We start from the raw sequence: 12,798 nt of genomic DNA on the forward strand, positions 1-12,798 counted from the left end.
GCAGATGAAATACCCCCTATCGGTCGGTGAAATGCGGGCAACTGGCGAGGCAGCGGCTTCCTATAATGCAGGTGCGGTATGTTTGACAACCTGATCTTGCTCTTGCTATGACCTCTTCTGCCTTTCGGCATTTCGCGCACCGTTTCTCGCGCCCGCTGCTCTGGGTGATGTTTGGCTCGGCCCTGCTCCTGGCCCAGCCGCTTACCTGGAGTGTGCAGCTACCTCCGCAGTTTTGGGTACGCCAGTTTTTGCTGCTTTTGCTGTGGGTGGCGTTGTTTTATTTCAACGCGCAAGTGGCCGTGCCACGGCTGCTCTTTCGGGGGCGTACCAGTTGGTTTATTGCGGTGCTGGCCGCTTCGTTGGTGGCAGTGTTGCTTCTCAACTCGCTCATCGAAAACCTGCTGCACCTGCCTGAGCTGATGCACAAGGCTTTTCACCCAGATGGCAGCCCCTCGCGGCGCCGTTCGTCGGCGGGGTGGTTTGATATGGGCACGCTGCTCATTTCTATGCTGGTGCTGGGCATTAGCACCAGCGTGGCTGTGGTGCGCAAATGGCAAAATGACGCGCAAATTCGGCGCGAACTGGAGCAACAGCAAACTACCGCCGAGCTGTCGTTCCTAAAAGCGCAGATCAACCCGCACTTCTTCTTCAACACGCTCAACAATATCTACGCCCTCACGGTGGTGAACGGCGAGCTGGCCCGGCAGGCCATCCATACGCTCTCGCGCATGATGCGCTACGTGCTCTATGAAACCCAGGCCAGTACAACCCTGCTCAGCCAGGAGGTATCGTTTGTGCAGGACTACATTTCGCTGATGCAGCTACGCCTGACCGACAAAGTGACCGTTACATTCGAGCGCCCTACTCCCCTGCTGCGCGATGTGCCTGTTGCGCCCATGCTACTGTTGCCCTTCATAGAAAATGCCTTTAAGCACGGCGTAAGCGCTACCCTACCCAGCCAGATCTACATTGGCCTGCACCAACAGCACGGCACACTCACGCTAGAGGTGCGCAACACCGTATTTCCTGATAAGCGCCCCGCCGTGGAGGAGGTAGGCAGTGGTATCGGCCTCACCAATACCCGCCGCCGCCTCGATCTGCTTTACCCCCAGCGCTACCAGCTAAGCGTGGAAGAAGCTACAGCAAGTAAGGAATTTCGTGTATTGCTTAGTTTAGAGGTAACGAAGAAAGACTACACGATTCCCGACGCTACAGAAACATATGCGTAAAGCAGGCCGGCGAATAGCATCCGTATTATGTGCTATTGGAGTGGCTGCGGTATGTGTACTGCTCACAGACGACCGCTCATTACGATATCCTTTTGCTAGTTGGCTCTACATAACCATCATGGCAATATGGATTGGATGGTTTATTTACTTACCGGCACTTGCGCTGTTTGAATGGCTGTTGCACCGCTACCAGCCACAAACTGTCTGGCAAATCAGCGGGCTGGGTGGCGTAGCAACCTTAGCTTTAGAAGTGCCCGTTCTGCTGCTGTCATACCCCTTTTTTAATTCATTCTTTGTTGATTTACTGATGCTGGCTGTCAGCGGAGCTACTTACGGTTTCCTCCACTACAGCTGGATTTCGGCCGAGCAGTATAATTCCTAATCTCTAATTCTCGATTTGAAAACCCTCCGTTGCATTGCCGTTGATGATGAGCCGCTGGCTCTGGGGCTGGTATGCGCTTTTGTGGAGCAAACGCCCTTCCTGGACCTGGTAGGCCGCTACAGCAGTGCCGTAGAAGCGCTGCAGGGCCTGCACCAGCTGCCGGATATTGACCTGATTTTCCTGGATATCCAAATGCCCGACCTCAGTGGGCTAGAGTTGGCGCGCGTGCTCGATCGGGGCCGGCCGGGCACGGGGCCGCGCATCATCTTCACCACGGCCTACAACCAGTTTGCGCTGGATGGCTACCGCGTCGATGCCCTGGACTACCTCGTGAAGCCGTTCAACTACGAGGAATTTCTGCGGGCTGCCACCAAGGCCCACGCCTACGCTAGCCTGGCGCAGCCGGCCGCCCTACCCGCCGCTCCGCCCGAGCCAGAAGAAGAGTATCTGTTCCTGAAGATTGAGTATCAGCTGGTGCGCGTGGCCTTCCAGGACATCCTCTATATAGAAGGCCTGAAGGACTACGTGAAGGTGCACCTCACGGGCGACGCCCGACCCTTGCTCTCGCTCACCAGCCTAAAGGTGCTGGAAGAAAAGCTGCCGGCCCGGCGCTTCATGCGCATTCACCGCTCTACTATTGTGGCGCTCGACAAAATCAGGGCCGTGACGCGCAACTCGGTGCAGATTGAGGACCAGACTCTGCCCGTGAGCGACCAGTACAAGGAGGCCTTCACGCAGTTTCTGAGCCGGTGGACATAGCCGTGGGGCAACTCCCTACCCTATAGAGCGCGTAGGGGGTAGGAAAGCACCTGTTTCTTTCCGCACTGTATGACCTCTCTTCGCGACAAAATCAGCGACTTGGCCGAGTGGGCCGACGATTATTTGACGCTCACGCGCCAACGCCTCGGCCTGCTGGCTCCGTTGCAGCTCCTTCCCTACCGCAGCTACGGCACCCCCGACCGCCTCTACGTGAAGGGCCGCCTACTCACTGATAAAGGCATTACGGAGCCTGACCCCAAAGACTCGCGCTGGCACAACCTGCTGAATATGTACCGGCGCTTCGACAGCGACGAAATCAACGGGGCGCAGGTTATCGTGCGGGCAGCTGATGGCATCGAGCACCCGGTGCTGACGGATGATGAAGGATATTTTACGGTGAACCTGGCCCCCAAGCGCCTACCCGAGCCCATCGACTATTTATGGTACCCGGTAGATGCGCTGCTGCAACAGGTGCCAGCTCCCTTCACTCTCCCCGACAACTTACGTACCCAGGCGCACGTGCTCATTCCGCCGGCCGATGCGGAATACGGCATCATCTCCGACCTGGACGATACCGTAATTCAGACCTCGGCCACGCACCTGCTGCGCATGGCCCGTACGGTGTTACTGCGCAATGCCCGCTCGCGCCTACCCTTCAAAGGGGTAGCCGAGTTCTACCGGCAGTTGCAGCTGGGGCGCAACGGCAAGCGCAACAATCCGTTTTTCTACGTGAGCAGTTCCCCCTGGAATTTGTATGACTTGCTGGAGGACTTCCTGCACCTCAACGATATTCCGCCTGGCCCATTATTGCTGCGCGATATGGGCCTGAAACGTACCCACAAAGATGCTGACTCAGCCCACCACGGCCACAAGCTCAAGGAAATTGACAACCTGCTGCTCACCTACCCCAAGCTGCCCTTCGTGCTCATCGGCGACTCGGGTCAGGAAGACGCCAACATCTACCGGGAGGTGGTGCGCCGCCACCCCGGCCGCGTGCTGGCCATCTATATTCGCGACGTGCAAAGCCCTGACCGCGCTCTGCTGGTAGAAAAGGTATCCGACGACCTGCGCGATGAAAATGTGGAAATGCTTTTAGTGCAGGACACAGTGCAAGCTGCCGAGCACGCCGCTGCCCACGGCCTCGTCTTCACCGAAGCTATTCCGGCCGTCGAAAGCGAAAAACAAAAAGACGAAACGGCGGAGGAATAGGTGGAGAAGGGTGAAGTGGTGAGGTTGTGAATGCAAAGATGTCTGTCATCCTGAGCGCAGCGAAGGACCTTATCACGTTGGAGTTACTACCGAACGATTTTGTTCACGCGTGATAAGATCCTTCGCTGCGCTCAGGATGACACACGCTTTTGCACTCCTGACTTCACCATTTCATCTTTCACTATTCGTGTGGTCGGCTACGATTACCCAGTGGCCTTTTACTTGCCGAAACACGAGCAGGAAGTGTCCGCCCACGTCGCCGGCAGTGGGGCGCGTGAGGTGCCAGCGGCCTACCACGTGTGCGGCCTGGGGGCCATTTGGGGTGATGTAGAGGTCGGAGAAGGCCAGCTGGCCCATGGCGGTGGCATCGGGGTAGCTGCTGCGGTAATTGTCGAGGGTTTGCTGCCAGCCGTAGGTAGGGCCACGTTTCCCAATGAACACCAGGGAGTCGGAGCGCCAGTAGCCCTGCATGAAAGCAGGAATGTCGCCGCGGTTCCAGGCCGCGGCTTGAGTAGTGAGTACCTGCCGGATGGGCGCCTGCACAGCAGCGGGACGCGTGGTGGCGCAGGCGGTGAGCAGAAGTAGCGTGCAGCCACCAAATAAGTTCTTTGTCATTAGATTGTAGGAGCAATGGATTCTAGAAAATCCAGACCACTATGCTTTTGCAGCCGAAAAATAGTAGTACTATTATAGGCAAACTATCCATTCTACTTCATCATTTCCACTCCCAATCCCTTCATCTAATGGCTAAGCCAAACCCCACTCCCTCTCCTTCCCCCGAATCAAGGCGTAAATTCCTTCAGCAAAGCGCCGTGGCTGCCGCTAGTTTCATGATTGTACCCCGCTTTGTGCTGGGCGGCAAGGGCTACGTAGCGCCCAGCGACCGGCTGGTAGTGGCCGGCATTGGGGCAGGCGGCAAGGGTGAAAGCGATATCATGAACTTCTCGAAAAGTGGCAAGGCTGATATTGCGTACCTCTGCGACGTAGACGATCAGCGCGCTGCTAAAACGATTAAGTCGTTTCCAAAGGCCAAATATTACAAGGACTGGCGCAAGATGCTCGAGAAGGAGCACAAGCACATCGACGCCGTTTCGGTGTCTACCCCCGACCACAACCACGCCGCTCCAGCCCTGGCGGCCATGCAGCTGGGCAAGCACGTGTATGTGCAGAAACCGCTGACGCACGATATCTACGAGGCCCGCGTCCTCACCGATGCCGCCCGTAAGTACAAAGTGGTAACACAGATGGGCAACCAAGGCGCTTCCAACGACGGCGCCCGCCTGCTGCGCGAGTGGTACGATGCCGGCCTGCTCGGCGATGTGCACACCGTGTATTGCTGGACCGACCGCCCCGTGTGGCCCCAGGGCATTGCTTGGCCCGACAAAGCGGCTCCCGTGCCCTCTACCCTCGACTGGGACCTGTGGCTGGGCACGGCACCCAAAGAAAACTACATCGAAAAGCTGGTGCCCTTCAACTGGCGCGGCTGGTGGGAGTACGGCACCGGCGCCCTCGGCGACATGGGCTGCCACCTGGTAGAAGCGCCGTTCCGGGTGCTGGACCTGACCTACCCCAAATCGGTGGCGGCCAGCGTGGGTAGCGTGTACGTGGATGAGTTTAAGCGCGGCTATTTTCCCAAGAGCTGCCCGCCCTCCAGCCACGTAATTCTGAAGTTCCCGAAAACCTCGAAAACCAAAGGCGACATCACCCTGCACTGGATGGACGGCGGCATTCAGCCCGAGCGCCCCGCCGAGCTAGGTCCCAACGAGGTGTTTGGCGACGGGGGCAACGGCATCCTGTTCATTGGCGACAAAGGCAAGATGATGGCCAGCACCTACGCCGAAAATCCGCGCCTGCTGCCTACTTCGCTCACCGCCACTACCAAGGTGGCCGAGAAGTTTGCCCGCGTACCCGGTGGCGCTAACGGCCACTACGCCCAGTGGGTGGAGGCCGCTATTGCTGGCTACGGTAAAAAAGAGGTGAGTTCGCCCTTCGACATTGCCGGCCCGCTCACCGAAACGCTGCTGATTGCCAACCTGGCCGTGCGCGGCTACGACGTGCAAACGCCTAAAGCCGATGGCAAAGGCTTCAACTACCCCGGCCGCAACGTGGAGCTCCTCTGGGACCCCAAGCAGCTGAAAGTAACCAATCTGGATGTCGTGAATCAGTTTGTGAAGCGCGACTACCGCCAGGGCTGGAAGCTGGGTGCGTAATCTACCATTCCTCGCTAACGGAGGAGTGACCAACAAAAAAGCCGGACCTATGGTCCGGCTTTTTTGTTGGTCACTCCTCCGTTAGCTCCTTCACGTACACCGACCCACGCAAGGACTGCATCCGGCGCACCACGCGCTGTTGCTTGGCGCGGGCTTGGGGGCCGGGGTTGCTGGCCCGAAAACGGAGCGGATTGGGTAGCACGCCCGCCAGCAGCGCCGCCTCGGCCTGCGTGAGTTTGCTGGCCGATTTGTGGAAATATTGCTGTGAGGCAGCTTCTACCCCAAACATACAGTCGCCCATCTCGGCCACGCTCATATACATCTCCATAATGCGGCGCTTGTTCCAGAGCACCTCAATCAGCACCGTGAAGTAGGCCTCGGCTGCTTTGCGTATGTAGCTGCGGCCGTGCCACAGAAACACGTTTTTGGCCACCTGCTGCGAGATGGTGCTACCCCCTACCAGCTTGCTACCCCCTTGCCAGTTGTGCCGGGCGGCCTGCCACATTGCGCCGCCATCAAAGCCATGGTGCACCAGAAAGCGTTGGTCCTCGGCGGCCACCAGGGCCAGGGGCACGTTGGGGGATACTTCGTCCAGCGTCCGAAACGTGTACCGAATCTGCCGGTCGCCCTCGGGGCGGATGCCGTAGTAGCCGCGGCCAGTGGGCGGGTGCGCACGGCGCTCCAGCATAATCCAAGTGGCAGGCGGTGCCACCCAGCGGTATACCAGCACCCAGGCTACCGAGGTCAGAAACAACGCCGCTGCTATTTGCAGCACGATGCGCCCTGTGCGGCGCGCTACTTCTTTATAATCCGCCACTACCGACGAGAATTCCGTTTAATGCCTACCAGTGCCCACCGGACACCAGCGCAAAAGTAGACGATTTGCGTTGCCGATGGCCGCTGTTTTCAATTTTCCGGTACCTTTCGGCTCTTATCTTCCCTGCTCCTATGGCGCGCTTGTTGGCCTTGTTTCCGCTGAACCTAGTAGTTTTTCCGGGGGAAAAACTGAACCTGCACATTTTTGAGCCCCGCTACCGGCAACTAGTACGCGACTGCATTCAGGAGGGTATCACCTTTGGTATTCCGCCCTACCTCAACAACAGCGTGGGCCAACTAGGTACTGAGGTGAAGCTGCTGGAGGTGGAGAAAGTATATCCCTCGGGCGAAATGGATATTCGCACGCAGGGGGTGGGGGTGTTTCGCATCCGGGAGTTTTATCGCCAGGCTCCCGATAAGTTGTATGCGGCGGGCAAGGTAGAAGACATTCAGGACGATGCCGTGGGCGACCCCACTCTGCAGGCACGCATTACCGAGCAGGTGCGCCGCCTCTACGACATACTGGGCTTGCGCAAGCTCCTGCTCGACCTCCCCACCGACTACCGCATTTTTGATGTGGCCCACCACTTGGGCATGAGCCAGACCCAGGAATACCAGCTGCTGGCCGCCACCAGCGAGCTGGAGCGCCAGGAGCTGGTGCGCGAGCACCTCGACCAGACCCTACCTGTGCTCATGGAAACCGAGCGCCTGAAAGACCGCGCCCGGCTGAACGGCCACTTCAAAAACCTCACGCCGCCTAACTTTTAAGCATAGATGGTGCAGATTCTGCCCTTCCTCCCTACTAGCTGAGGACAGGGGGGTAGCAGCATCGGGGGTAGCAAGGCGCAAAATGTTGCGGCCCTACCTCCTACTTGGTGGCGCTATTTGCGTACCCCTAGTATGTCTTTTACTCTTGTTGTATTGTATGCGCTAATTGGCCTGGCTGGGGCAACGGCCATCTGGCTACTACACCGATACGGGCAGGAGCGCCGCTACCGGCGGCAGCCTTACGTAGCCCCGGCTGCCCGTGCGGGGGCCGCGGCCCCTACCCCCGCCGAAGCCCCGGCGTACAGCATTGCCCTGGTAGGCGACTTGGGAGCTGTGGCTACCAATGGCCGCGACCCGGTGATGAACCTGCTGCAAGACTGGCAACAGCAAACCGGCTCGGCCGGCACCGTCGTGATTTTAGGCGACAATATCTACCCCACTGGTCTGCCGGCCCCTACCCATCCTGGCCGTGCCGATGCTGAGCATCGCCTCAATGCCCAGCTAGACGCCCTGCGGACTTTTAAGGGCCAGGTGGTATTCCTTAGCGGCAACCACGATTGGAACAAAGGCCGCCGCGACGGCTACGAATACGTGCTGCGCCAAGAGGCCTATGTGCGCGACCACCTGCCTACGGCACACTACCTGCCACCCCGCGGTTGCCCCGGCCCCGTTACACTACAACTGCCTAACAATATCTTGCTGGTCGTGCTGAATACGCAGTGGTGGGTGCAGCACGGTACACGCCCTTTAGGCAACGCGTACGGATGCACAGCCGCTACCAGTCGGGAGCCGTTTGAGCAGCTGCGCCAAGTGTTGGCTGCCAACCAACACCAGCGCATTGTAGTAGCTGGGCACCACCCATTGTATTCCAATGCTATGCACGGCGGCCAGTTCACCACCAAGCAGCACGTGTTTCCGTTGCTGGCGGTGAACAAAAAGGCCTACCTACCCCTACCCATTATAGGGTCGTTGTTTCCGGCGTACCGGCGGGTGGTAGGCGCGGCCGAGGATATGGCCCACCCACGCTACCGCGCTATGCGCCGACGCCTGCTGCGGGTGCTACGCGACTTTCCCAACATCGTCTATGCTGCCGGTCACGACCACAACCTCCAGTACTTTCAGCGGCGCGGCGGGCACTACTTGGTGAGTGGTTCGGGCAGCAAAACGGCTTTCGTGCAAAAAGGTGGCAAGGCTACTTTCACACACGAGCACAAAGGTTTTTTTGTGCTGGAATTTTATGCCAACGGCGAAGCGTGGCTACGCACCCTAGAACCCGGCAACGCTACGGGTAGCACCCGCACCGCCGAGCCTTTCCGCCACTGCCTGTATACGGCTGCTGCAAACGAGGCCACAGCCCCTACCCCTGCTGCGGCGTCAGCACACGCAGGCTCTGCGGGCTGATTTCAACGGTGATGGGCAACTCTAGTTCCAGCGGCTCCCCATCTACCTGCACCAACGCCTTTTCCTGCCCCGGTACGCTAATAGTCGCCCGGTGGCACGATAACCGTTGGGTGTAGTCCGATTCATCGAAAGCCTCGGTATAGAGACGGTAGAGCAGGCCCGGCGCAGCTCCGGCCGGAAAAGGTGCAACCAAGCAGATTTCAAATTGCCCGTCGTCCAGGCGGCTATTGGGGTTGATAACCACATTGCTGCCGAACGTATTGGCATTGGCAATGGTCAGCATAAAGGCCTCCGTTTCTAGTGTTTCTTGGTCGGTTTCGATGCGGTAGCACAGCGGCTCATAGTCACCGTACTCGGCCAGCGCGATGCGCACGTAGGCGCCCGGCCCGCGCGTGTCGCCGTCGCAGAACTTTTTCACTACCAATGCATTAAAGCCTAGGTCGGCTAAGTGAGCAGAGAAGTGGCCGTTCAAGCGTAGCGTATCAATGGCCCGCACCTCGTGGTCCCAGATCAGCTCTAATGCTTCGTCGGTATCCTGCGGGATACCAAGGTCTTTTGACAGGCCATTGCCGGAGCCCATGGGTAGGATGCCCAGGATGGCATTAGTCGTCAACAAGGCTTCGCTGACCAGCTTCACGGTGCCATCGCCGCCCACGGCGAATACGGCGTCGTAGGGCTGCCCAGCCAGATGCTGGGTTAGCTTCTGCAAGTCATTCTCGCCGGTGGTGTGCCAGAAGGCAGCCGTGCGGCCGTGCTCAGTGCAAGTGACACGCACGGTAGTTTCCAACTCGTCTTTGTCGGTATCGCCGGAAACGGGGTTCAGTACAAATAGTAGGTGGCGCAGTAACTCAGCCATGACGAGGACTATTGCTTCAGGTTAGAAGGCACGCCTTGCGGAAACTCGGCCGCAATTTCTTCCTGCAAGCGCCCAATGCGGTTGCTAGGGTTGGGGTGCGTGCTCAAGAACTCGGGCGGGTTGCTCCCCCCGGCTTTCTGATCCAGAATTTCCATCACTTTAATCATGGAGCGTGGATCGTAACCAGCCTGGGGCGTGAAGTCGACGGCCAGCTTATCAGCTTCCAATTCGTCGTCGCGGCCGTAGCGCAGGGTCAGCAGCTTGGAAATAGCGGCGGCTACGGCTCCACCAGCGGCCGTAGCCGGACGGTCGGGGTCGTATGCAGCAATGGCGGCGGCCCCGCTTAGTCCTTGCGTGAGTTTGGCTTTGGCTACTTGTTCGGCCGAGTGCCGGCCTACCACGTGCCCTACCTCGTGGGCCAGCACGCCAGCTAGCTCACCTTCGGAAGTCAAACTGCGCAACAGGCCTTCGGTGATAAACACTTGCCCGCCAGGTAGGGCAAACGCGTTGATGGTTTTGGGGTCAGCCAGCAGGTGAAACTGAAACTTGTAGGGCGTTTGGCCAGCCTTGGTGCTGCTGATAATCTTCTCGCCCACGCGCTCCACTACAGCCCGCGCCTGCGCATCCTGCGACAGGCCGCCGTACTGCTGGGCCATTTGGGGCGCGGCTTGCAGACCCAGGGCAATTTCCTCGTCGGTGGTCATGGCCACGTGTTGCGTTTCGCCGGTCACCTCGTTGGTGGTGGAGTTGCAGTAATAGGTAATGAATGCGGATAAGGCCAGCACGGCGGCCACCACATAGCGCAAAAGTCCTCTCATGGTGCAGGGTAGTAAAAGGGAGTGAGCGGGCCGATTGGTGGGCCCGGTTGCGCTTAGTAACGGCGGCCGGCACGCAGGGTTACTTCCCACTATATAGCCAAATTCTGTTTGTTCACGTATCAGGGCAAAGCAGACTCTCCCGTCTTCCTATTTTCCCATTTTTAGCCCTCCTCTCTTATGAATCAGAAACGCACGTTCGGCACCATCCTCACGGTTCTAGGTATCGTTGGTATCATCATTGGCGCCATGGGTTTTCTCGGCGTTGGTGGCATCGGCTTAGGCAAAATGAACTCCTTTGTTCCTTTCCTGGTCGGCCTGATTTTCTTCTTTGCTGGCATCAACCTAGTGAAAACAACCAGCGACCGGGCCTAACTACCCATGCGCTACCAAACAGCAACGCCCCACAGCTCATGAGCCGCGGGGCGTTGCTGTTACTTCTAAAATGCTATTACTGGCCGGCCACTATCTTGGGGGTGCCACCAAAGGCCAGCACGGCGGGCTCCAGGTTTAGCCACGAGGAGGCGTAACTAGCCTGGGCAGGACCGTGCGCGTACACCACAGAGCCGTTTTTAATGGCGTGAATAATAGATGATGACTCGCCTACAGGTAGGGCCGGGCAGCCCTGGCTACGACCCAGGCGGCCGTTTTGCCGAATGAAGTCTTCGCTTACGTAGCGTGCACCGTGTACGACCACGGCTCGGTCGTAGGCATTGGTATTATACTCAGTATCGAGGCCGTGCAGCTTCAGCGACAGGCCGTGCTTGCCCTGGTAGGTGTGGCCGGTGCGGTAGAAGCCCAGGCTACTCATTTCGGACCCCTCGCGGTTGGAGAAGGTCTGTGCGAATTCCTCGCCGGTATTTTTGCCGTGTGCCACATACGTGCGGAACAGCAAGCGCTGCTTTTCCAGATCAATCACCCAAAACCGCTGCGCCTTGCTCGACTGGCTGAAATCGATAACCGTGAGGACGTGCTGATCGGCGGCAACCTTACCCTGTTGGCGCAGATTGTAGAAACCAATCAGTGCCTCGCGGTACACCAGCACGGGTAGGCCCGATGTCACCAGGCCGCTCTGGGCATAGCTTTGCAGAATGTGCTGCTCAAAAGCAGCCGTAGCGAGTGCCCGCGAAGCTGGCGCATCAACCGCCACAGCAGTGGGAGCCGGCGGGGCCGCTACGGGCGCGTTGTTGGTGGGCAGAAAGGAGAGAACGGACAAAAGCAGGCTGGCGCCAACAGTCGGCAAGTAGGGCATAGGCTGAGAGTAGTCGAAACAGAGTAATTCGGTACGCGAGGGGCTATTCCATAGAACTGGCTTGCCAAATTTAACAGAAATACCCGAACTCTATGCGCCACCTTGCCGTAGCCGGCCGATGAAATCTGCGTTACTTTGCGTCTTTCCGGAGTAGCTGCGGCCTCTTCTCTGCCTAATTTTTTATTCTCTTTCGTATGTTTCCTACCCTCCGCCGTCTGTCTGCCGCTGCCGTGTGCTTGCTGTTGGTGAGTGCCTGCGGACACGATTTGCGCGCTATTCCCGACTTTGATGCGGCGGCGTGGCGGCAGGATGCCTATGCCTGCCGCAACCAGCGAGCGGCCCTACTCCCTACCCTACTCAAGCACCGCAACCTGCTCTACGACACGCGTACCGGCGCCATCGACGCCCTGCTGGGCCACCCCGATGAAAACGAGTTGAGCGAGCAGACCGAAAAAATATACATCTATTACGTAGTGCCTGGTGCCCAGTGCGAGCCACGCCACCCCCGCTCTGCAGCCAGCAAGCTGCGCCTGCGCTTCAGCCCTACTGGCATCGTGAGCGAGATACTCTATCAGCCGTAACCACGCCTACCCTCTACCACCAACGAAGCGCGGCCGCACCTATGGGTGCGGCCGCGCTTCGTGTGTTATATCATAGCATAGTGCAGGCAATAGCCTACCCTATTCCGCCCATGCTAGGGTCGCGCTTGGGCTGCGCATCTTTTTTCTGCTCTTCGCGCAGAGCCATTAGTTGTGTTGGTGAGAGAATACGGCCGCACTCCGCTTCGTACTGCGACTGCAGCTCTAGCATTTGGGCTTGCTGCTGCGCCACATTGTCGCGGGTTTGCCACTGAATTTCATCGAGGCGGGTGAGCTTGACGCGGTTTGCCTCACGCAAGCGTACATACTGGCTTTCGTTGAGGTGCAGCGTAGTTACCATAGCCCGCGTTAGGGTTTCTACCCGCTCGGTAGGTATTTCGTTGGTGCCAGGTAACTCAGCCAGCAAGCTTTGCTGCTTTTGTGCTACAGCAGATCCTGCCAAGGCAACTGTGAAGAAAAGTGCAAAAAAGACCGTTTTCATCGGTTTTGAAGGAGAAAATGC

The 12,798-nt window shown here is 58.3% G+C and carries 15 protein-coding genes; 9 read left to right on the top strand and 6 right to left on the bottom strand.

The genetic code is table 11. The features are described from left to right. The first annotated feature begins 107 nt into the window (after window positions 1-107). The 4 genes from MUN82_RS07855 to MUN82_RS07870 all read left to right on the top strand — a co-directional run bounded on the left by MUN82_RS07855 (window position 108) and on the right by MUN82_RS07870 (window position 3,579). The gene (locus MUN82_RS07855) at window positions 108-1,229 is read left to right on the top strand and encodes a sensor histidine kinase (protein WP_245096426.1); all 1,122 of its coding nucleotides are present in this window, start codon (window positions 108-110) and stop codon (window positions 1,227-1,229) included. Window positions 1,230-1,347: 118 nt separating this feature from the next. Beyond that, the gene (locus MUN82_RS07860) at window positions 1,348-1,611 is read left to right on the top strand and encodes a hypothetical protein (RefSeq protein WP_245096428.1); all 264 of its coding nucleotides are present in this window, start codon (window positions 1,348-1,350) and stop codon (window positions 1,609-1,611) included. Window positions 1,612-1,626: 15 nt separating this feature from the next. Further along, complete coding sequence (locus MUN82_RS07865; protein WP_375374082.1) at window positions 1,627-2,370, top strand: LytR/AlgR family response regulator transcription factor; 744 nt, start codon at window positions 1,627-1,629, stop codon at window positions 2,368-2,370. A gap of 69 nt (window positions 2,371-2,439) precedes the next feature. Next, entirely contained in the window at window positions 2,440-3,579 is a 1,140-nt protein-coding gene (locus tag MUN82_RS07870; RefSeq protein WP_245096429.1) for an App1 family protein phosphatidate phosphatase, read from the top strand. Between the two features lie 171 nt (window positions 3,580-3,750). Here MUN82_RS07870 and MUN82_RS07875 read toward each other — a convergent pair whose 3' ends face one another. Next, window positions 3,751-4,194: a YybH family protein gene (locus MUN82_RS07875; RefSeq protein ID WP_245096431.1), complete on the bottom strand. Its 444-nt coding sequence runs from the start codon at window positions 4,192-4,194 to the stop codon at window positions 3,751-3,753. A 128-nt stretch (window positions 4,195-4,322) separates the two neighbouring features. Between MUN82_RS07875 and MUN82_RS07880 the strand changes: the two genes are divergently transcribed. Further along, a complete protein-coding gene (locus MUN82_RS07880; protein ID WP_245096432.1) occupies window positions 4,323-5,789 on the top strand; it encodes a Gfo/Idh/MocA family protein in 1,467 nt (488 codons plus the stop codon). A gap of 70 nt (window positions 5,790-5,859) precedes the next feature. Here the strand turns inward: MUN82_RS07880 and mtgA are convergent, their stop codons facing one another. Continuing rightward, window positions 5,860-6,606 carry a monofunctional biosynthetic peptidoglycan transglycosylase gene (mtgA, locus tag MUN82_RS07885; RefSeq protein ID WP_245096434.1) on the bottom strand — a complete coding sequence of 249 codons (747 nt, stop codon included), beginning with the start codon at window positions 6,604-6,606 and terminating at the stop codon, window positions 5,860-5,862. Window positions 6,607-6,737: 131 nt separating this feature from the next. Between mtgA and MUN82_RS07890 the strand changes: the two genes are divergently transcribed. Further along, on the top strand, window positions 6,738-7,373 hold the full coding sequence (locus tag MUN82_RS07890; RefSeq protein WP_245096436.1) for an LON peptidase substrate-binding domain-containing protein: 636 nt from the start codon (window positions 6,738-6,740) through the stop codon (window positions 7,371-7,373). Window positions 7,374-7,505: 132 nt separating this feature from the next. Beyond that, complete coding sequence (locus tag MUN82_RS07895; RefSeq protein ID WP_245096438.1) at window positions 7,506-8,774, top strand: metallophosphoesterase; 1,269 nt, start codon at window positions 7,506-7,508, stop codon at window positions 8,772-8,774. Here the strand turns inward: MUN82_RS07895 and MUN82_RS07900 are convergent. Further along, window positions 8,731-9,630 carry a diacylglycerol/lipid kinase family protein gene (locus MUN82_RS07900; RefSeq protein WP_245096439.1) on the bottom strand — a complete coding sequence of 300 codons (900 nt, stop codon included), beginning with the start codon at window positions 9,628-9,630 and terminating at the stop codon, window positions 8,731-8,733. The two genes, MUN82_RS07895 and MUN82_RS07900, sit on opposite strands and share 44 nt — an antisense overlap. A gap of 8 nt (window positions 9,631-9,638) precedes the next feature. Beyond that, complete coding sequence (locus tag MUN82_RS07905; protein WP_245096441.1) at window positions 9,639-10,448, bottom strand: M48 family metallopeptidase; 810 nt, start codon at window positions 10,446-10,448, stop codon at window positions 9,639-9,641. A gap of 177 nt (window positions 10,449-10,625) precedes the next feature. Here MUN82_RS07905 and MUN82_RS07910 point away from each other — a divergent pair, with 177 nt between their 5' ends. Beyond that, the gene (locus MUN82_RS07910; RefSeq protein ID WP_185283597.1) at window positions 10,626-10,820 is read left to right on the top strand and encodes a hypothetical protein; all 195 of its coding nucleotides are present in this window, start codon (window positions 10,626-10,628) and stop codon (window positions 10,818-10,820) included. A 76-nt stretch (window positions 10,821-10,896) separates the two neighbouring features. On the opposite strand, the gene MUN82_RS07915 is transcribed toward MUN82_RS07910, so the two are convergent. Continuing rightward, window positions 10,897-11,697 carry a murein L,D-transpeptidase catalytic domain family protein gene (locus MUN82_RS07915; protein ID WP_245096443.1) on the bottom strand — a complete coding sequence of 267 codons (801 nt, stop codon included), beginning with the start codon at window positions 11,695-11,697 and terminating at the stop codon, window positions 10,897-10,899. Between the two features lie 194 nt (window positions 11,698-11,891). Here MUN82_RS07915 and MUN82_RS07920 point away from each other — a divergent pair, with 194 nt between their 5' ends. Continuing rightward, complete coding sequence (locus MUN82_RS07920) at window positions 11,892-12,278, top strand: hypothetical protein (RefSeq protein WP_245096445.1); 387 nt, start codon at window positions 11,892-11,894, stop codon at window positions 12,276-12,278. 94 nt (window positions 12,279-12,372) lie between these two features. Here MUN82_RS07920 and MUN82_RS07925 read toward each other — a convergent pair whose 3' ends face one another. Next, window positions 12,373-12,738 (bottom strand): hypothetical protein, encoded by a 366-nt coding sequence (locus MUN82_RS07925; protein ID WP_245096447.1) that lies wholly within the window; start codon window positions 12,736-12,738, stop codon window positions 12,373-12,375. Between the last annotated feature and the right edge of the window lie 60 nt (window positions 12,739-12,798).

It is taken from the genome of Hymenobacter aerilatus, assembly GCF_022921095.1.
Taxonomy (GTDB): Bacteria; Bacteroidota; Bacteroidia; order Cytophagales; family Hymenobacteraceae; genus Hymenobacter; species Hymenobacter aerilatus.